Genomic DNA, 20,904 nt, shown 5'->3' with positions numbered 1-20,904 from the left:
ACGTATAGGAGGAGAAATAATTTGTCAGATTTACAGACGAAGTTAGGTAGTGGAATGAATAAGTTACAAGAAGGAATAGAACAAGGGAAAATGAAGTTGCAAGTTGCACAAGAAATTGCTCAATTGAAAAAGGGAATGCAAGTGCAAATGCAGAAAAAAGCAGAGGTTCTATTAGAGGTTGGACAGCAAGTGTATGTTCAATTAAGAGGAAGTGGAGTAAATGAAGCGAGCTTAAAAGAAATGATTGCTCCAGTTCAAGAATTTGATGTAGCTATTTATCAAGCAAGAAAGCGCATTGTTGAATTGCAAAAACAACAAGGTGAAAAAGCTACATGTGAATGTGGTGGACCTTTATCAATAAATGATAAGTTTTGTGGTTCATGTGGAAAGCCTAACCCGATGTTAGCAGTAGAAAATGAAGGTGAAACGGTAAATTGTATTTCATGTAATGAGCATATCGATAAAAAATCTACTTACTGTCCAGTTTGTGGAATTAAGCAAAGTGGGGAGTGAATTAAATGTATTGTCGCACATGTGGAAAACAACATGGTGAAGAAGTAAATTATTGCCCAAATGAAGGTAGTATGGAGATTGCAGGAGCTATAGATGCAGTAACATTAGAAAAAGATACTGCAAAATACTGCAAAGGTTGTGGCAGTGAAAATGCCCAAAAAAATTTATATTGTAAAAAGTGTGGGTATTCTTTATCTGTTGTGAAGAAAAAAGAACAATCTGTAAAATTGCCTACAATGGATGGTGCTCCTAAAGTTGAATTTAAAGCAGATAAAGCCGTTTTACAAAAAGGTTTGATTGGTGGGGCTGTTGCAAGTATTCTCATGTTAATTGCTGGTTGGATTGGTAGTTTATTATTTGCCTCTATGTTAAGTGAGATGTTTAGCAAATTTGCGAAAGAATTAGAAATGTTGCCAAGTTTTTATTCGAGTGCAACTTCTACGATGTTAAGTTATCATTTACTTGGTTTTACAGCTAACGATGATAGTGGATTGATATTTTCTTTATCTTGGCATACTCCATTTACATTATTATTAATCATTCCATTTATTATTTTTGCTGGTACAGGAATTTGGTTAGGGAAACAGCATGTTGCGAAAACGATTAAAGATCAAATCTTTATGGCAGCAACAGTTGGTATTATTTATGGAGTCTTTTTATTCATTATAAGTTTTATAGCATCACAATCTTTTGCAATTCCATTCTCAGAAGCAGGTAAGATTACGGTTGGCTATTCAGCGATTAAGAGTTTATTGAGTGGTTTTGTATGTGGGACATTATTTACCTTATTAGGATTTATTGCTCATACAAGCAAAAACAATATGGCAGCAGCATTTCAAGAGTTAATGCCATATGGAGCGTCTGTTTATTACGGTGTTTCAGCTATGATAAAAGGACTTTTAGTAACAGCGGTAGCGGTTTGTATTATGGCGTTAGTAAGTAAGGAAGATGGTATTGAACCATTAAAAGAAATAACAACTTTAAAATCTGAAAGTACATTATTAGCATTAGAGTTAACACCTCAATTATGGAGTATGGCTCATTTTGCGCCGTTAGAAGTATCAAGTCCAGCACTTAGTAAGGAATTTACTAGAATTGGTAAGAAATCAAATACATATGAGAGCACACTATCGTTTTCATTTATATCAGGCGTCTCTGTAAATGGCGTAGAGCTTAGAGAGATATTGATTTCAAAAGGAGCAAATGAGGAAAGCCTTGCAGAATTTGATAAAGTGAATAACGTATTCCATTACGGTTTATTACTGCTTATTATTCCGTTGTTCTTTATGTTTAGAGCGGGAAGAAAGTTAGCTAAATTACCGACTGCCAATATATATATTACATTAGCGGTATGCAGTGGTTCTTACACAATTATGATGATTGTAATGAATATGATTTCTAAGTTCCAAATTAATGTTTCAGGAACTGTAACAAGTTTATTTGGAACAAGTGGAACAGTACTATCTATGCAAAATTCATTTATATATTTAACTTTGTTTAGTCTTATTGTGACATATGTAGCGGCATTTGCTGGAATGAAATTAGCTAAAAAATAGGAGGAGAGCACGTTGAAGTTTTGTGGAACATGTAAAAAGAATGTTGCAGACCATTTGAACTTTTGTCCTGAGTGTGGGAGTAAAGTAGAAGTAATCGTTGATAACACTGCTGCTTCATATACAGAATTACAAAGCGAGACAAAACCAGTGAAAAGTAAGAAAAATTTATTTTTAATCATTGGTTTTGCCATTATTGCTGCATTATTATTTGGGGCATATAAATTTGGAGCATATAAGTTTTCAAAAGAAAAGCAAGTAAATGTAATGATTGAAGCATTCCAAAAGAAAGATATTAATGCAATTGATGAGTTTGTAAAAGCGAATGATTCAAGCTTAAAGATTAAGACAGAGGATATTAAAGCGTACATGCGTTATTTAAAAGAGAATCCTTCTTACAACAAACAATTACTTTCTTATTTACAGAAAGAGACAGTAGATCAAAAGTTAACAAAAGATAAACCTTCATTTAAGGACGGGGAAATAGTAGAAGAGGGAAAAGAGTGGTTCTTATATCCAAAGTATAAGTTCAGCATGAAATCTTATTATATGAGCGTTAGTACAACTGCAAAAAACGCAGAAATATATGTGAATGACAAAAAAGAAACAGAGCTTTCTAGTGATAAAACTTCGAAAGAGTTGGGGCCATACTTCCCAGGTACATATGTTGTAAAGGCAACGGCGAAGACAGAACTTACTGAATTAGAAACAGAGAAAGAAGTAGATTTAGCGGATGAACAGAGCGAGAAGGTGAAAGTGGATTTATCGCTTGAAGGCAAGTATGTAAGTATTTCTTCTGATGAAAGTGATGCAACTGTATTTGTGAATGGGAAAAAACGTGGAAAATTAAATTATGGAAGTTATAAGCTTGGCCCTGTATCCACAGATGAAACAGTAGAAGTACATTTAGAGAAAACTACTGATTTTGGTGTGATGAAATCTGAAAGTGTTAAAATTGGAGACCAAAGCACGTATTACTTAAAATTCCCGAAAGAAACATCAAGTTCAGCAGTGGGCGAATTTGTAAGAAATCATATTTATGATAACGTACGTGCAATTTCATTAAATGATTTTAGTTTAATTGAAAATAATTATGATAAGAGCGGGAAATCGTATAAGGAAGACCGTGATTATATACAGTATTTACACAAAAAAGGAATTACAGAAGACTTATTAACGATGGAAGTTCGTAATGTAGAGCGTCAAAGTGCTACGAAATATAAAGTAACGACATATGAAGAGTATCATATTCGTTACGGTGATGGATCTGTGAAGTTCAAAAGTTTTAATAACGAACATATTGTAACTGTGAATGGAAAGATGTTGTATCATTCTCTTGGTGCAAATAATACGTTGAAATCAGAAGATGTATCTGGTCCAACTCGTTAATAGGAGAGAGGCTGTTCAATATTGAACAGCCTCTTTATTTTGTAGCTAAATCAATATTTCGTGCCAAACCGTTGATATCTTTTTTTACAATTATGAGTGCGTTTCCTTTAATATCGCTTGTACATACGGATCATGTAATATTTGCTCTATAATTGGTAACATGTTTTGTTCAAATGGAATGTCGATAGGAAATGGCTTTTGTGAGCCAGGTTTGATTCCATATCGGACAAATTTGTGATGTGTATTTTCTTCAGACTTGAGCATAATTAATTTATATCGATTGTCATCACCAGCGAGTGAAAAGTCAATGGAAGTAGCGTCGTATGCTACTTCATCTTTATATATATACGGTTTTGGTGTACCGATCCAGTCTACTTTTGCTTCTACATTCATGGATATAACCTCCTTATATGTATTATAAAAAAATAAAAGCCAGCTCTCAACAAGGAGAACTGGCTTCAGCAGTCATTGGTTATTTTAAAATTTTCACTTTAACAGTTTTGCGTCCCCATTTTTGAGCAGCACTATCTGATCCAAGCAGGATGTCGATACGGTTACCTTTAATTGCACCACCAGTATCTCCAGCGATAGCTTCTCCGTAACCTTCTACCCATACTTTAGATCCTAATGGGATTACTTTCGGGTCAACAGCGATCATTTTCATGTTTGGATTCGCAGTTAAATCATGACCCATTGCAGTTAATACACGGCCGCCATATGTGCCACCGTTTTCGCTCGGGTGAGCTGTATATGCTGTAGCTACCACAGTTAACTCACGACCACCAGATGGTGTGCTAGTTTCAGCAGCTTTCACAGCAGGCTTAGCAGCTGGTTTTGCTTGTGCTGCAGGTGTTTGAGCCTTAGCTGGTGCTTCAGCTTTAGCAGGGGCAGTTGTTTCTTGTTTCTCAATCACAGGTGCTGTACCTGTTAAGAAAGGAACATGAACATAAGCTGTTTTCCCGTTATATTCAAATTGTAACCACTCATTTTGTACTTGGTTCGTTGTTTCGATTACATCGTCTTTCTTCAACTTTCCAAGAATTTCTGAGTTTGTGTTCGCTTCAGCACGTACGTTTAATACGTTAGCTGTTACGTAGTAGATGCTTTTTGTGAACTCTGCACTTACGAATGCGTCTTTACCGTCTAAAGTAACTTTTGACCATCCGTTTTCTGTATTTTGAACATCTATTTTATTACCGTTTAGTAATTTACCGACAACTTTTGATTCCGTAGTAGGGTTTTCGCGTACGTTTAGTACGTCTGTTGTTACAACAGTTTCTGCATTAGCAGATGATGTGAAAATCCCAAGACCAAAAACTGCTGCTGTTGCTATACCAATTAATTTTTTCATGATAGCCTCCATTGCGTTTGTTTTCGTGTCCTCATTATAGCAACAGATTTTTTCGGATTTGGGGAAAACACACAATTACAAACCATTCGTAATCAGTCGTTAATATCCTGTAATATAACAAAAAATATAGGAAAGCGTTTTTCATTCTATATGACTCATAGGTTTCTAGTTATATTCGAAATATTTAATACAACATGTTTTTTTCGACGTAAATAAAAATATTACAAGGGTGTTACATGATGTTTACTAAACGATTACATTCCTTGAGTATTTTACCGTTTTATGGGTAATATAGTTATATAAACATAAACATTTTGTTTGTGAAGCTATAAACACGTGCTATATACTAGCAAAAAAACCGCATAATTGTTACAAAACGAAAGGGTTGCAAGGAAGAACTTTGCCCTTTTTTACATATGTAACACATCCTTTTTTAGGAAAATACATTCCTATCCGCGTTTTTCTCACACAATTTGACAGCAGTATTTCTAACTTGTAGCTCTTGCAGAGTGAAAAGGTTATACGAAAGGTAAGGCTGTCCATAAGAATTCGAATTGGTGAAGGTGAAAGTAAGAAAATCACCGCAAAATTATAGTTTTCTATCCGATTTTACATATCGGAATTTATGTTATTTACAAAAACGAAACCTACGAAGGGGGATTTGATGAGGAAACTGACAAAAACATTCATCGTTTCATTAACATTATGTATTGCATTTACAATTTGGGGGATTATTCCCGAATCTATTATTGGAAAAGGTAGCTTAGGAAATGTAACAACCGCAATTCAAACTGCATTAGTTAGTAAGTTCGGGTGGTTTTATATTATTTCCGTTTCTATTATTTTAGGTGTGTCTATCTTTTTAATTGTTTCGAAATACGGTTCTATTCGTTTAGGTAAAGATGATGACGAACCTGATTATAGTTATATGACATGGTTTGCTATGTTATTTAGTGCTGGTATGGGTATCGGCTTAGTCTTCTGGGGCGTTGCCGAACCATTAAACCATTTATACGCACCTCCGTTTGGAGAAGGTGCAACTGAGGAAAGTGCGCGCCTTGCACTGCGTTTTTCATTTTTCCATTGGGGATTACATCCTTGGGGACTATATGCGTTTGTAGCGTTATGTATTGCTTACTTTACCTTTAGAAAAGGAAAAGCAAGTACGATTAGTGCGACAGTAGGTCCGTTATTTAAGGGCGGGGAACACGGGCGTATTGCTCATTCATTTGATGTGTTAGCTGTTTTCGCAACTGTGTTTGGTGTTGCAACGTCATTAGGTCTCGGGGCGAAACAAATTGCAGGTGGTGTTAGTTATTTAACATCTATCCCGAACTCATTAACGACTCAGTTAGTTATTATTGCAATCGTAACAGTATTATTTATGTTATCTGCGCAAACAGGTCTTGATAAAGGAATTAAATATTTAAGTAATACGAACATTATTTTTGCGTTTGCACTTATGATTATTGTATTATTTGCGGGTCCAACAAACTTTATTATGAATTACTTCACTTCAACAATCGGTTCTTACATTCAAGAATTGCCAAGCATGAGCTTCCGTTTAAGTCCATTAGACGAAGGTGGAAACCAATGGATTCAATCGTGGACAATTTTCTATTGGGCATGGTGGATTGCATGGTCACCGTTCGTAGGTACGTTTATTGCTCGTGTTTCACGAGGACGTACCATTCGTGAGTTTGTAATCGGTGTGTTACTCGTACCGACAATAATTGGTGCCCTTTGGTTCTCTGTTTTCGGCGGAACAGGTATTCATATGGAGCTGTTTGGTGATGCACATATCTTTGAAAAAATTAAAGAGATGGGAACAGAAGTAGGATTGTTTGCTATGTTTGATCAGATGGGAAGCTTTGGATCAGCTTTATCTGTTCTAGCGATTCTTCTTATTTCTACATTCTTTATTACATCTGCAGATTCTGCGACATTCGTTTTAGGGATGTTAACGACACATGGTAGTTTAAACCCACCAAATCGCATTAAAATGATTTGGGGTATCGTTCTAGCCGCGCTAGCTTCTATCTTATTATATGTTGGTGGATTAGAAGCCTTACAAACGGCAGCTATCATTGCAGCATTCCCGTTCGTTTTTGTTATTTTCTTTATGATGGCAGCATTATTTAAAGAGTTACAAAAAGAAGGACGTAGGAAGCGTCATTAATAATAGAAGGAAAAGAGCTGATTTCATATCAGCTCTTTTTTTATACCTCTATTTGCCGAGCAGTAAGAACACCACCTCAAAATTCAGCAAAAGCAAATAAGTCGAGCTACTTGTAAAAGCCCGATTGGTGATGGCTAATTAAAGTTTCACTTTATATAGAAGGAATTTGAAATGCGGGTAGGGGAAATAAAATACTTTATCATATAAGTAGTATGCCTTTTATACGAAGGGAAATCGATTAGTTTCGACAATTTTCGATATCTTTCAAATTCTATTCATATTTTTGACAAAAAATTGTCGGAAATGTGTTGTCACTTTTATATATATGTGCTATATTATTTCCTGTAAGCGATTTCAAATAGTTTTAAAGCGCATTCAAGGGGGACATCTAGAATAATGAAACGTTACGAAAGAAAGTGGAAGCATATTTGTTTGAAACGTGTGGCACATCGTAGTGTCCAAGAAAGCACGGAACCTAAGACTGAAACGCGCAAAGAACAGCAAGAGAAGCAATTGGTTCTACAAAAATAGCAATCACTTTTTCGTATATAAATGAAGGTCGATCGTTCGTTGGGGGATGGACGTGAAATTACTTTCAGCTAAGGGGTATTGTCTGATATATAATTTATACGGCAATAAATAAGCACAGAGCATACGGCGCTCTGTGCTTATTTTTATTATTTATCTTTTTTAAATCGAACTGTCTTATCCCAGCCAATGACTTGTTTCTTGCTCTTTGCACGTAAGTATAAGATTAAGCTACGAATAAATAAGTACGTAAAGAGCTGTGCGTACGTAAAGTACATAATAACGCTAATAAAAATATTAGTCGGTGTAAAGGTTCGTTCGACACTCTGGGCACTAAATAATTGAGAAACATATGTAATATATGCGACATACCACATAAATAGTAGCGGAATGCTATATTGAATTTGGAATATCCCGAGTAGCCCAATTACAAACCAAACGTTTGAAATGATTAGGAATAGCCAAAATACAACATACACTAGAACTTGTTGTAAGGAATGAACAAGCAGCTTTCCTTTAAAGAAACTTAATGATGAGAACATTTTTTCTAAAATATATAAATTCCCTTGGAGCCAACGTGTACGTTGTTTAATAAGAATTTTTAAATGCTCTGGTTCTTGTTCCCAAGTAACTGATTCTGGGACGATTGGTAAGAGATAACCTTTTTGTGTAATTCGTAATGTTAATTCAGCATCTTCTGCAATTGCATAAGGATCATAGCCACCAAGCTCTTCTAGTGCGGAGCGACGAAGAAGCATATTTGTTCCTGTCAGTGAGCCTGTTTGGAATAGTAACCAGCGTCCAGATTGCATAAGGAGCTGGAAGATTTGAAATTCCAGTGAAATCATTCGCGTCAGCCAGTTTCGCTTTTCGTTTACTGTACGAACATGTCCAACAGCTCCAACAGCATCTTCAGTTGTTTCAGCGTGCTCTACAAGCATTCGCAGTGCGTGTGGTTCAGGTTGGTTATCTGCATCGTACACACAGAAGTATTCACCATCTGAAATACTAAGCCCATAGTTTAGTACACGTGATTTACCCTTCGGTTCACCAGGGGGAACACGAATGTGGCGAATATGAGCATAAGCCTTGTCAAAATCATCGCCGATTTCAGGTGTTTCGTCTTGAGAGTTATCATTTAATAAATAAATAGTTAGCTTTCCAGGATACTCAATCTTAGCCATTGCTTCTAAAGTATCTTTAATAACGACGCCTTCATTATGGGCAGGTATGAAAATATCGACGCTCGGATAATGTTCTAATGTACGATCTTTTCGTTTACTATTTCGGTGAATTAGGCCCGCGATTGTTAAGAAAGAGTAGTAAACGAGTAAGCCAGAGAATAGAAAAGCCGTAAAAATAAGTACATATTTAATTGAAAATGTGATACTGATCCAAAAAACGAGTACGCAAAACAGAAGGAATAAAAGAAGTATAACGAGAGTCATCATAACAGGGTCTGTCCTTTGTTTCCAATTTGCTCGCGTGAAATTTTTATATCTCGGATTGCTTCAGCAGCAAGCCATTGCTCCATTTTTGGCTTTAGGCGGTTCATTACAATGTCAGCACCAGCTTCATTTGTGTTTTGTAATAAAATAACTAGCGTATTATTATCATATTCAGCAGCAAGGTCAAAATCATTCCTTACCGTTTCAACTAATAAGGAAGCTACACGGTCCATAACACTTTCCTTCGTATATTTACTAAAGGAAGTGAAATCAAAGTAAATGATAAAGCCTGTTTCATTACGACGATTCATTGCAGTCGTTAATAACGCTTGGCGTCTCTCGAATTCTTGTCTTGTTAGTAATTTGGATTCTCCAATATATTGTTCCAATGTTCTCACACGCTCAGTTAAAGTTTTATTTTCATGAATCACTTTTTTCAATAGGTGAGTTGTTATATATACAATGAAGAAGTTAGCTGCCATCAGGAAGTGGATAATCATATATTGCCATTGATCTGATGTACTCCATAAATGAAGCCATGCTTGATAAAACAAATAAAATACGGAAATAATGGTTCCTAGTATGAAGAAAACAAATGCTGTTTTGTCAGCTAAAAATAAGAATAGTACGTTTACGATTACGTATATTATTGTAAAAATGAGCGCATGTTCATATTTCGTCACATATACAGTAGTAAAATAAAATACAATTTGTAAAATCCACATAGAGAGGATTTTATAGAACTTATCTTTCACAAAACTTTCCTCCTTAAAGCTATTTCATCAATAGATACTTGTAGTATGCGCAATTATTAAGAAATTGACCATGCCGTGAAACTCTTTTGAAGGGCAACAACAAGTAGTATCTCTATTTTCATAAGAAAAATAAAAAGACTTAAACATTATTGTATCATAATGTACTTATATTTAGGATAAATTGATTAATAGATACATAAAAGACGTTTGGATTGCATGAAAAAAGTCTCCTCTTGTAGAAAGAGAAGACTCTATATAAGTTTATAGGAACATCATACCTGCAACTGCTGCATTTAAGAAGTTCGCTAATGTACCAGCGATAACTGCTTTAATCCCTAATTGTGCAATTTGTTTACGGCGAGTAGGAGCTAGTGTTCCTGTTACACCTAATTGAATTGCGATAGAAGAGAAGTTTGCAAATCCACAGATTGCGAATGTTAAAATTAGATTTGTTTTGTCAGAGAACTCTGCCATGTGTGGTCCTAAGTTTGCGTATGCAACGAATTCGTTGATTGCAAGTTTTTGACCGATAAAGCTTGCTGCTTGTATCGCTTCACCAGGAGAAACCCCGATTAAGATTGCGAATGGTGATAATAAGTAACCAAAGATTAAATCGAGGCTAAGTTTAATATCGAACAGAGAACCAACCCATCCTAATAATCCATTTAATAAAGCGATTAATGCGATGAAAGCCATTAACATTGCTGCTACGTTAATAACAAGTTGCATACCTTCAGATGCGCCGCGTGCAGCTGCATCAATAACATTTGCGTCTTCACGTTCTGTAGAAAGTTCAACGTTATTATCTACTTTTTCTGTCTCTGGCATGATTAGTTTCGCAATTAATAAGCTCGATGGAGCCGCCATAATTGCAGCTGCTAATAAGTGCTCTAACGGAATACCCATTGCTGCATAACCGACAAGAACAGATCCAGCAACAGCTGTCATACCGCTTACCATAATAGTGAAGAATTCACTATTTGTTAAGCGTGCTAAGTAAGGTTTAATTAAGATTGGAGCTTCAGTTTGTCCTAAAAATACAGTCGTTACTGAGTTTAGGCTTTCTGCTTTAGAAGTTCCAAGAAGTTTACTTAATGCACCACCAACGATGCTAACAAATTTCTGCATAATACCAAAATAATATAAGATTGCTACTAATGAACTAATAAATACGATTGGAAGTAGTGCTTGAATAAAGAATACAAATCCCCAAGGTCCCTTTGCGTTGACTAAATCCCCAGTAACGAACTTAATACCCTCGTAAGAAAAATTAATTAATCCTTGAACACCGTCAGCAGCGTGTTTTAAACCTGCTTTACCAGCGTCCCATCGTAATACGATAAATGAAAATGACATTTGTAATGCTAGCGCAATTAAAATTGTGCGCCAATTAATAGCTTTGCGGTTGGAAGATAGTAAGAAAGCAATTGCTAATACTCCAATCAAGCCGCCAATTCCCCATAAAAGATTCATGCAGTGTATGCTCCTTCCTCATAGTAAAAACAGTGTATAAACCAGTTGTCTATACGTTTACGAATATAACATCTTTAGTAACTTATCATAATGGACATCGGAGGTCAAACGTCTAATGAAAAGTTTAAATAAAAAGAAAATTCTTCAAAAAAACACATATAAAATAAATAGACATGAAATAGGTTATGTTTTTTATGAAAATATATACATTATGATAACGTTATGCATTGTTTTTGCAGAATAAAGTGTATGAAATAGAAGAATGGATACATTATTTTTGTAGAGAGAAGGTAGGAGAAAGGGAGTAATATGTTGAACTCATAGCAAAAAAGCCTTCTAGTAAACTAGAAGGCTTTGAAACTATTAATTAAGGTGCTTTCGTGTATCCTAAGAAGTGGCTCTTCCAATAAGATTTACTTAATGAATCGATTGCGACACCTTTATCTCCAGCTTGGATAAACGATCCGCCTCCAAGGTAAATACCCATGTGTGAAGGACCAGATTTATAAGTGTTTTGGAAATAAATTAAGTCACCCGGTTGTGGACTTGAAGTTTTTGGTAGGCTACTCCAGTATCCCGCAACACTTTGACGGCTAATGTTATGACCAAATTTCTTAAATACGTGGTAGATGTAGCCACTGCAGTCTACGCCGTTGGCAGAAGTTCCGCCCCAAACGTATGGTACACCTTGCATTGATTTTGCGTATGCAAGTACGGAAGAACTGTCGCCGCTATTGTTGCCTGTATTATTATTGTTGTTATTGTTTTGATTGTTATTTTGGTTATTGTTAGGCTTATTATCTACTGCGCCTCCAACTGGTGTTTTAGACAGATAACGTGTTCCGATATAACCAGTTTGACCGTTGTAGTTAATTTTGCTCCATCCAGAGTTTTCAGAGATTACTTGAACCTTCTGTCCTTGTGGAAGTGCGCCTATGATTCTATAATTTGTACCTTCGCCGCTACGTACATTTAGTGCAGAAGCATTAATGTAGTAGTCGCCAATTGCACCTTGGTTAGGTTTTTCAGGTTGTTTTGGTTGCTCAGGAGTAGTAGTGCCACCTTTAACGAATTTTACAAATTCGCTACTAACAAAGCCTGTTTTTCCTTGGTAATTCACTTTAAACCAACCGTTTTCAGATCCAACTACGTTTAATGTTGTACCGTTTAAAACGCCACCAATTACACTATGGTAAGCGGCAGGGCCTGTACGAACACGTAAAGATGTAGCGTTAACCACGTAAGAACCACCAGTTTGAATAGTTCCATTATTGTTTTGCTCTTGTTTGTTGCCTTCTGTAACGTTTTCGTTGGAACCGCCTTTTGTTACATAGTCTTTGCTTACATAAGCAGTTTGTCCTGCGTAATTGATTTTGAACCAATCTTGAACTTCTCCAACAACTTGTACTACTTGTCCTTTTGTAATAGAACCTACAGTTGTGTGAGAAGTGCTAGGACCTGTACGAACGCGAAGGGAAGATACATTTACTGTATAGTTTCCGCTTGCTGGTTTTACTTCTTGGTTGTTATTATTCGTATTGTTGTTTGAAGAACCCGCATTAGAAGAAACGCCAGATACGAATTCGCCACTTACATAACCTACTTGTCCATTATGGTTAATTTTCACCCAACCATTTTCTTGTCCAATTACGTTTAATGTTTGTCCTTCATATACACGTCCAGAAACAGAACTAGATGTGTTAGGAGCTGTACGTACACGTAATACATCAGCGGTAACTTTATTGTTTCCACCTGTACTTACATTGTTGTTTGCTGCTCCACTTTTTGATACAAATTCGCCACTAACAAAGCCTGTTTGTCCATTAATGTTAATTTTGAACCAACCATTTTCTTCGCCAATCACGTTTAATGATTGACCGTTATAAACGCGTGAGATGATGTCGTGAGAAGTGCTTGATCCTGCACGAACATGTAATACGCTCGCGTTTACCTTATAAGATGAGCTGTTTGATGCAGAAGCTTGGACAGTTGTAGCAGCTTTTTGTGTATTTTGTTCAGGTGCAGCTTGAACACTATCAAGTGTAGGTGCTGCTCCTCCTGCTACAGACACTGCCGCAAGACCGGCAAGATACTTTTTCATAATTTGTCGATTCCTTTCTGTCTGTAATGTAGTGAAGAAATATTTACCAACTGTTAAAAATTCTAAAGAGCATGTCGATTACTGTCAAGACTTATATAGGAATCTGAATATGACAAAAAGATTACAAGAAAAAAATCAAGGCATAAAATTACACCTTGATTTCCATTTAAATGCATATATTGAATATGAAAGGACAGAAATTATTCGTGTTTAAGAAGAGGCCATATTGGATTGTAACAAGATTTGATTAAAAGATTTTTGCAGTTTTTTGGTGATAGGCCCAACTTGCCCATCTTGAATCGCGGTCCCATCAAGGTGGGTCATTGGTAAAATTTCAATCGTTGTGCCTGTAAAAAAGCATTCATCTGCTTGATAAACGTCACGAACGCTGAAAAGTTCTTCCTGTACAGGAATGTGAAGAGTATTCGCTAAAGAAAGGACATATTGACGAATAATGCCATTTAAAATAAGGTGATTGGCTGGATGTGTGTAAAGAGTTCCGTGTTTAATTAAAAAGAAGTTGGAATGGCTTCCTTCCGTTACAATACCATTCCTTACGAGAAGTGCCTCTTTACAACCTTTCCGTTCAGCTTTCGTAGCAGCTAGTACGTTTGGTAATAAATTTAATGATTTAATGTCACAGCGTAGCCATCGAGTATCGGGTTCTGATATAGCACGTATACCATATTCAATCCATAATGCTGGTCTTTCTTTTTTTGTAATATAGGCATAAATTGTCGGAGGGTTGTCATATGAAAATATATGTGTGCGAGCTTGTACACCACGAGATACTTGCAAATAAATTGTGCCATCTTCATGGAAATGATTTCGTTCAATTAATTTGTAAAGTAAAGTGATGAGCTCAGCTTTTGAGAAAGGGAGCGATAATTCTATTTCTTCCATGGAGCGATATAATCTCGTTATGTGCGGATCTAATAAGTGAAAGTTCCCTTTATATAGGCGAATCACCTCGTAGACACCATCTCCGAACTGCAAACCTCTCTCTTCAAGTTCTATGTACGTTTGTTGTTTTGTTGTATCAATAACTTCATCATTCCAAAGTACAAATTTTTCGTATGCCAATTTCCGTCCCATCCTTTCGTAAGTACGTAAGTAACGTGAAACTTTCATTCATGCGAGATAAAAATCACTATAGTAATTTTTATGTAAGCAATTCTCTACATATGACCGTATATGTATTTGTAAATCATAGAGAAGTAAGGATGATTTACCCCGCATTAACGGGCAGTAAAACTTCCACTTAAAAATTAGGGTGGAGCAAAGAAGTGAATTGGGCGAATAACTGCCCGATTGGTAAGGGCTGATTAAAGTTTCACTTTACAGCATTTTGTATATACAAATTCGAAAATAAGAATGAGAATCCTGCTTTTAAATAAAAAAAGCAACATTCTTATGGAATGCTGCACAAGGAGGGTAGCTATCTTTCATAGGGACATTGTCTTGTTGAATGTTTTGTGTATGGAAACAAAACATGTTGAAAGACAATTATAAGAAAGTAGAAACAAAAGATTTACACATTTCTTTAAGGGATCTTACGAAAGATGAAAGATAAGAAATATGTAGAACCTCGTTTACATATTTTATTATAGAGATTCTTCATTAACGCTATGTGAACATTTGGTAAAGGTTATGTAATTTTAAAGTTAATGAATATAAGTAGTTGTATGGAAGAAAATAAAAAAGAGGCTGAGATTACTCAGCGCTCTTCTTTTCTTCTTTAATAACTGTTTTTACTTCACCAGTTTTAATCTTATTACTTTCAGAGAAGCGAAGTAAGTCACCTTCAATGATTTTATCAGACATGTTCAATTCATTTTGGGCACGATCAATTAGTGGTTGAGATTCTTCTTTCGGTAATTGTACAACTTCGCCAGTAGCACGATCGTAGAATGTACTGTTTGTGTACATGTATTTATCTGTAACGAAGCTACCGTCACGAAGAACAACAAATCCTTTATTATCAGGTGAGAATACATCATGACCGAATCGAACGTCATTTGTAGAATCTACACCAAGTAAGTTTAGAATAGTTGGTTTAATATCAATTTCTCCAGTTGGTTTCGAAATTGTTTTACCTTCTTTTTGACCTGGAACGTGAATAAACATCGGTGTTTTTTGTAAGTTCATATGGTCAAATGCAGTGATTTCTTCTTTTCCTAAGAACTGTGCCATTGCACGGTTATGGTTTTCAGAAATACCGTAGTGGTCACCGTAGAATACGATTACTGAGTTGTCGTAAATACCTTCTGCTTTTAGACGCTCAATAAAGTGTTTCATTGCTTCGTCTAAGTAACGAGCAGTTACCATGTAACGGTCAAATACTCCATCACCAGAATTATATTCGTCGATTAATTTTGTACTGTCATCGTAAGTGAATGGGTAATGATTCGTTAAAGTAAGGAAGCGAGTATAGAATGGTTGCTTCACTTGTTTTAACATATCAATAGATTGATCGAAGTATTCGATATCTTTTAATCCCCAGTTTAATTTTGTTTCTGGCGTAATCTTGTAGTCAAGCTCGTTGTAGTAACGATCATAACCAAGTGCTGGATACATAATGTTACGGTTCCAGAATGTTGCGTTGTTTGCGTGGAATACCGACGTGTGATACCCTTGCTGACGTAAAATTTCTGGAGTTGCTGTATATTCATTATTACCGTGTGTGAAGAATACAGCACCGCGGTCTAGTGGGTATAAAGAAGTATCTACTAGGAATTCAGCATCAGATGTTTTACCTTGCCCAGTTTGATGGAAGAAGTTATCAAAGTAATAACTTTCTTTCGTAAATTGGTTTAAGAATGGTGTAACTTCTTGTCCGTTAACTGTTGCGCCAATTAAGAATGTTTGTAATGACTCAAGAGAGACAACAATTACGTTTTTCCCTTTTGCAGTACCGAACATATTTGGATCTGGTTTACTTTGTGTTGTTTTCACGTAGTTTTCTGTTTCTTGTAATTTACTACCGTCAGCGAATGCTTTTTGTGAACTTGATTTTGCTTGTAAGCCAAGATCGTATACTTGGTGTACATATAATCCTAAGTTTTTAACAAGCATAACGCGGTCGAATGAACGTGTTAATAATTCTGGACGTTCAGCTTCTGCAAGTCCTAAGTTTGCGAAGAAAATAGCAACTGTTGATACGAAGTATAGGGAACGCATCGGGCGTGCTACACGCTCTGTAGGTGCAAAGTTTTTCATTTTCTTCAACAGAACGAAGAATATGATAATGTCTGCAAATGCAAGAATAATTTTGTAGTTAAATAATTCTTTTACACTAGAACCTAAACTTCCAAAGTTAGATGTTTGTCCTAGCACCGGTAAAGTAACGAAGTCATTGTAGAATCCGTAGAACATTACGTTACCAACAAGAACGATTGTTAAGACAAAATTAATTCCAAGTGCTATATAGTTACGTTTTTTCCCTTTTGCAAATAATGCAAGACCAACAAGCAGTAATGATGCTGCTAATGGGCTAAGGAATAAAATGAATTCTTGCATGAAAGATTCAAGTTTTAAATCAAAGCTTGTGCGTGTAATAAGGTAAGTTTTCAGCCATAAGGCTAAAGCTACGAATACAGTGAAACGCACATTTTGAAATTGTGATTTCAAGGTTTCTTTCATTCATTTCCACCCTTTCTCTATCAGGCTTGGTCGATTTTGGAGCGAAAAATGCTAAAATAAAAAATACATAGTTTTCTTGGCCATAATTAAAGGTTCTATATTCACCCATATACGACTATAACTATGCATACCCTTTTGGTTTCTTTTGTTGCTCATAAGCATAACGTCATTTCTGTATTATACAACAAAATTCATTTCTGAGAAACACTATAACATTTTACATTTTTTGTATAAGATTTGTCACTACCAGAGAAAACTTTAACATTCGTTTATATGTCCGTCAACTAGAAAATATAACAAAGGTAGAGCAGAATGTTAAGTGGAAGTGAAAATTTTCTTTGTTGAGAAATAAGAAATGAAGATGGGTAAGGGTTATCTAGAAATCTATTATATGAAGGAAATCGTGTGAAAATTAACGAACACTTGTTCTTTTTTAGTTTGTTTGTTACAATGAAAGTTCATTGATAGGTTTTGTGTAATTTCCATGAACTTTTACTGATAACATATTCTAGCTTATTTCTTTTTAAAAATAGGGAGGCTTTTACATGAAACAAAAATTTTCAGTTGAAGCGTTTTGGAAGAAAGTAAAACATGTTGCAAAGCAAGCAGGGCAGTCGGTCATTTATGCAAGTTTATTACTGTTTTACGTTTTACAAAGACCCGATGTTCCAAAACGAGTGAAAATTATTGTAATTGGAGCACTTGCTTATTTTATTGCACCGATTGATGCGATTCCAGATTTCATTGCTGGAATTGGCTATACGGATGATTTGGGGGCGTTAACGGCCGCACTAATACAGGTGTCGTTATACGTCAATGAAGATGTGAAAAATAAGGCACGAGTGAAGTTGGCAGAATGGTTTGGTTCGGATATAGACACAACATTTATCGATCAGAAATTAGGTCAATAGGTGAAACCTGTCATAAGGTGACAGGACGAACGTAAGCGAGGAAGTGCATTATGCCATCAGGAAGAACGCATACGAAAATAAACTTAATATCCCTTCCGGTTGTTTTGTTTTTGCTCTTTTCGTATGGATTAACAAATTTTGATTTTTTATTAACTTTTGCAATTGGTTTTTTAGTAGGTACTTCATTTTTAACACCAGATTTAGATACGTACAGTAATGCTTATAACAAATGGGGTTTCTTACGTATATTTTGGTATCCTTATAAGAAAGTAATGCCGCATCGATCTTTCTTTACGCATACGATTATACTTGGTGATGTGATTCGTATTGCGTACATGTTAATCGTCTTTTCTCCATTTTTATTTCTATTAAATGTAATCGCACTGGATGGTAATTTAATAGAAATTGCGAAGAAACATGAGGTTGAAATTGTAACGTTCTTAATGGGAATTGTTGTGGCAAGTACGCTCCACATTATAGCGGATAAAGTGAATACGCGCCGAAAGAAAATGATGAGAAAAAAGAAGAAACGCAGGAGATAAAGTGAACGAATTTGGAAAAGGCCCCTTGCAATTTACAAGGGGCCCTTTTTAAACAAACATTTGTTTAAAATTAAGCTTTCAGCACTTTAATTCCTTTTACAATGTTCCAGATGAAGTAGTATAAGCTGATGATTCCGCAAATAGCTAAGACAATCATTGATCCAATTCCAAGTGTTACATCTGGTTGATCAGATCCAAGACCCATAATTCCTAAAATAGTTACGCCAATGAATGTAGCGATACTTGGAATGATGTGTGTCCATAGAGCACGTTTTGCATGTGGTTTTGTTTCAGCGTCTCCCACAATCCAAACGATAATAGGGAATAAGATAGGGGCAAATAGTACACTAAAGTATGATAACGCAGCTAATATTTTATTTCCGTTCATATATATCACCTCATGAATAATTTCTGTTGTTATACTATTATTATGCAATAATTTTGGCAAACTTCCTATCGATAAACATTACAAGAACGTGACGATTTTGTAAGATTTTCTATTAAATAATAAAATTTTCAAAAAAATCTTTTTTAATAGAAATTGTTATGGTACAGTATAAATGAAAGTTGTTGAAAACGTTTTCTTAAACGTTTTTTTATTTTAGGCTTAAAGGTATGATGACCTGATAGCCTATTGATGAGGTTATTCTATTTAAAAGGGGATTCTTTAGGGGGAGAGAACAATGAACACATGGACACAAGTTTATGATCCATTCGGAAACATTTGGATTTCGGCAGCGGTCGCACTTATTCCGATTATCTTTTTTTTCTTAGCTTTAGCAGTTTTCCGCATGAAGGGGTATGTAGCAGGATTTATTACAGTTGTACTTACAGTTTTAGTAGCGTTATTCGCTTATAAAATGCCGTTCAAGATGGCAATGGCAGCAACCGGGTACGGTTTTTTGTACGGGTTATGGCCAATTGCTTGGATTATCATTATGTCCGTATTTTTATATAAAATTTCTGTAAAAACAGGTCAATTTGATGTGATTCGTGCATCGGTATTATCGATTACGAACGATCATCGTCTACTCGTTATTTTAATTGGATTTTCATTTGGAGCATTTTTAGAAGGAGCGGCAGGATTTGGGGCACCAGTAGCGATTACAGCAGCGCTTCTTGCGGGTCTTGGGTTAAATCCTTTATACGCAGCAGGTCTTTGTTTGATTGCAAATACTGCACCAGTGGCGTTCGGAGCGATGGGAATTCCGATTACAGTTGCTGGACAAGTAACAGGTATTGATCCACATAAAATTGGACAAATGGCTGGGCATCAATTACCGTTCCTATCATTATTTGTTCCATTCTTTATCGTATTTTTAATGGATGGATTTAAAGGTATAAGACAAACGTGGCCTGCGTTACTTGTAGCGGGTAGTTCATTTGCGATTACGCAGTTCATTACAGCAACATTTTTAGGGCCGGAACTTCCGGATATTACATCGGCACTTGTAAGTTTAATTAGTTTAGCGCTGTTCTTAAAAGTTTGGCAGCCGAAAGAAACTTATCAATCCGGGCAAGCAAATAGTGAAGTAGCAGCAACGACAGCAGCATCGATGCCGAAATTAACGTTTGGAAAAGTGGTGAAGGCATGGTCTCCATTTATCGTATTAACGGTTATGGTAGTCATTTGGAGCCAAAGTTTCTTTAAGGCATTATTCGCTCCAGGAGGGGCTTTAGAAAGTCTTGTATTTAAGTTTGAAATTCCAGGTCTACATAATTTAGTAATGAAAGCAGAGCCCATTGTAAATAAACCAACGCCTTACGAGGCAATTCTAAAGTTTGATGTATTATCGGCAACTGGAACAGCGATTTTAATTGCTTGTATCATTTCCATGTTTATTTTGAAAATGAATGTAAAAGATGCAGTAGTGACATTTAAAGAAACGTTAAGCGAATTAAAAATGCCAATTCTATCTATCGGATTTGTACTAGGGTTTGCATTTATCGCAAACTATTCTGGTCTATCTTCTACGTTAGCGTTAGCATTAGCCGGAACTGGCGGACTATTCCCGTTCTTCTCACCATTCTTAGGCTGGATTGGCGTATTCCTAACAGGGTCTGATACGTCTGCGAATGCACTGTTCTCGAATTTACAAGCCATTACAGCGCAGCAAGTCGGTGTATCTGAAGTGCTTCTCGTTGCAGCAAATACAACGGGCGGTGTAACAGGAAAAATGATTTCTCCGCAATCGATTGCAATTGCTTGTGCGGCAGTTGGACTTGCTGGAAAAGAATCGGATTTGTTCCGTTTTACAGTAAAGCATAGTTTATTCTTCGTAATTATTGTTGGTATTATGACGTATGTGCAGGCTTATTATTTAACTTGGATGATTCCGTAATGTCTATTATAGAAATGAGAATAAGCATAAATGTAGTTATATAGGGATTTTACTGTTGTATAACGTAGGGTTTAAAATGATGAAACACCACTTATGGGGCAGATGTAAATAAGGAATTTTTTAGAATTGGTTTTTGGAGCAGAAAAAGAAAGATAATTTTTAAATAAAATAATTGAA

General features: G+C 35.8%; 16 protein-coding genes. 7 read left to right on the top strand and 9 right to left on the bottom strand.

Features of this window, described 5'->3' with window-relative positions; genetic code table 11:
* Positions 1–21 precede the first annotated feature (21 nt).
* From AXW78_RS25145 to AXW78_RS25135, 3 genes are read left to right on the top strand one after another with little or no spacing between them, the layout of a single operon-like run.
* Positions 22–513, top strand: a complete 492-nt coding sequence (locus AXW78_RS25145) for a zinc ribbon domain-containing protein (protein ID WP_061884769.1) — start codon at positions 22–24, stop codon at positions 511–513.
* Positions 514–518: 5 nt separating this feature from the next.
* Positions 519–2,069, top strand: a complete 1,551-nt coding sequence (locus AXW78_RS25140) for a zinc ribbon domain-containing protein (protein WP_000271638.1) — start codon at positions 519–521, stop codon at positions 2,067–2,069.
* Positions 2,070–2,081: 12 nt separating this feature from the next.
* Positions 2,082–3,455 (top strand): zinc ribbon domain-containing protein, encoded by a 1,374-nt coding sequence (locus AXW78_RS25135; RefSeq protein WP_061884768.1) that lies wholly within the window; start codon positions 2,082–2,084, stop codon positions 3,453–3,455.
* Positions 3,456–3,545: 90 nt separating this feature from the next.
* On the opposite strand, the gene AXW78_RS25130 is transcribed toward AXW78_RS25135, so the two are convergent.
* Together AXW78_RS25130 and AXW78_RS25125 are read right to left on the bottom strand one after the other, a co-directional pair.
* Entirely contained in the window at positions 3,546–3,848 is a 303-nt protein-coding gene (locus tag AXW78_RS25130; protein ID WP_001100117.1) for a DUF3910 family protein, read from the bottom strand.
* A gap of 79 nt (positions 3,849–3,927) precedes the next feature.
* On the bottom strand, positions 3,928–4,806 hold the full coding sequence (locus AXW78_RS25125) for a cell wall-binding protein EntA (protein ID WP_000733340.1): 879 nt from the start codon (positions 4,804–4,806) through the stop codon (positions 3,928–3,930).
* Between the two features lie 664 nt (positions 4,807–5,470).
* On the opposite strand from AXW78_RS25125, the gene opuD reads away from it, so the two are divergent.
* Entirely contained in the window at positions 5,471–6,985 is a 1,515-nt protein-coding gene (gene opuD / locus AXW78_RS25120; protein ID WP_001230114.1) for a glycine betaine transporter OpuD, read from the top strand.
* A gap of 677 nt (positions 6,986–7,662) precedes the next feature.
* Here opuD and AXW78_RS25110 read toward each other — a convergent pair.
* The 6 genes from AXW78_RS25110 to AXW78_RS25085 form a co-directional block, all read right to left on the bottom strand.
* Positions 7,663–8,964: a glycosyltransferase family 2 protein gene (locus AXW78_RS25110; protein ID WP_000988751.1), complete on the bottom strand. Its 1,302-nt coding sequence runs from the start codon at positions 8,962–8,964 to the stop codon at positions 7,663–7,665.
* Positions 8,961–9,716, bottom strand: coding sequence for a nucleotidyl cyclase domain-containing protein (locus AXW78_RS25105; protein ID WP_000653233.1), 756 nt, complete (start codon positions 9,714–9,716; stop codon positions 8,961–8,963). Before AXW78_RS25105 ends, AXW78_RS25110 begins: the two co-directional genes overlap by 4 nt.
* A gap of 261 nt (positions 9,717–9,977) precedes the next feature.
* Positions 9,978–11,189, bottom strand: a complete 1,212-nt coding sequence (locus AXW78_RS25100) for a NupC/NupG family nucleoside CNT transporter (protein ID WP_061884767.1) — start codon at positions 11,187–11,189, stop codon at positions 9,978–9,980.
* Between the two features lie 367 nt (positions 11,190–11,556).
* Positions 11,557–13,290 carry a C40 family peptidase gene (locus AXW78_RS25095; RefSeq protein WP_000760291.1) on the bottom strand — a complete coding sequence of 578 codons (1,734 nt, stop codon included), beginning with the start codon at positions 13,288–13,290 and terminating at the stop codon, positions 11,557–11,559.
* Between the two features lie 210 nt (positions 13,291–13,500).
* Entirely contained in the window at positions 13,501–14,385 is an 885-nt protein-coding gene (locus AXW78_RS25090) for a D-amino-acid transaminase (protein WP_081114046.1), read from the bottom strand.
* 618 nt (positions 14,386–15,003) lie between these two features.
* The gene (locus tag AXW78_RS25085) at positions 15,004–16,932 is read right to left on the bottom strand and encodes an LTA synthase family protein (RefSeq protein ID WP_000665350.1); all 1,929 of its coding nucleotides are present in this window, start codon (positions 16,930–16,932) and stop codon (positions 15,004–15,006) included.
* Positions 16,933–17,477: 545 nt separating this feature from the next.
* Between AXW78_RS25085 and AXW78_RS25080 the strand changes: the two genes are divergently transcribed.
* On the top strand, positions 17,478–17,843 hold the full coding sequence (locus tag AXW78_RS25080; RefSeq protein WP_000810373.1) for a YkvA family protein: 366 nt from the start codon (positions 17,478–17,480) through the stop codon (positions 17,841–17,843).
* A 50-nt stretch (positions 17,844–17,893) separates the two neighbouring features.
* Entirely contained in the window at positions 17,894–18,385 is a 492-nt protein-coding gene (locus tag AXW78_RS25075; protein ID WP_001139059.1) for a metal-binding protein, read from the top strand.
* A 70-nt stretch (positions 18,386–18,455) separates the two neighbouring features.
* Here the strand turns inward: AXW78_RS25075 and AXW78_RS25070 are convergent, their stop codons facing one another.
* Positions 18,456–18,773, bottom strand: coding sequence for a magnetosome magnetite crystal formation protein family (locus tag AXW78_RS25070; RefSeq protein ID WP_001014099.1), 318 nt, complete (start codon positions 18,771–18,773; stop codon positions 18,456–18,458).
* Positions 18,774–19,068: 295 nt separating this feature from the next.
* Between AXW78_RS25070 and lldP the strand changes: the two genes are divergently transcribed.
* Positions 19,069–20,727 (top strand): L-lactate permease, encoded by a 1,659-nt coding sequence (gene lldP / locus AXW78_RS25065; protein WP_001099332.1) that lies wholly within the window; start codon positions 19,069–19,071, stop codon positions 20,725–20,727.
* The last annotated feature ends 177 nt before the right edge of the window (positions 20,728–20,904 follow it).

Origin of the sequence: Bacillus thuringiensis (genome assembly GCF_001595725.1) — a bacterium.
Classification (GTDB): domain Bacteria; phylum Bacillota; class Bacilli; order Bacillales; family Bacillaceae_G; genus Bacillus_A; species Bacillus_A thuringiensis_K.
This window is presented reverse-complemented; position numbering and strand designations above follow the sequence as displayed.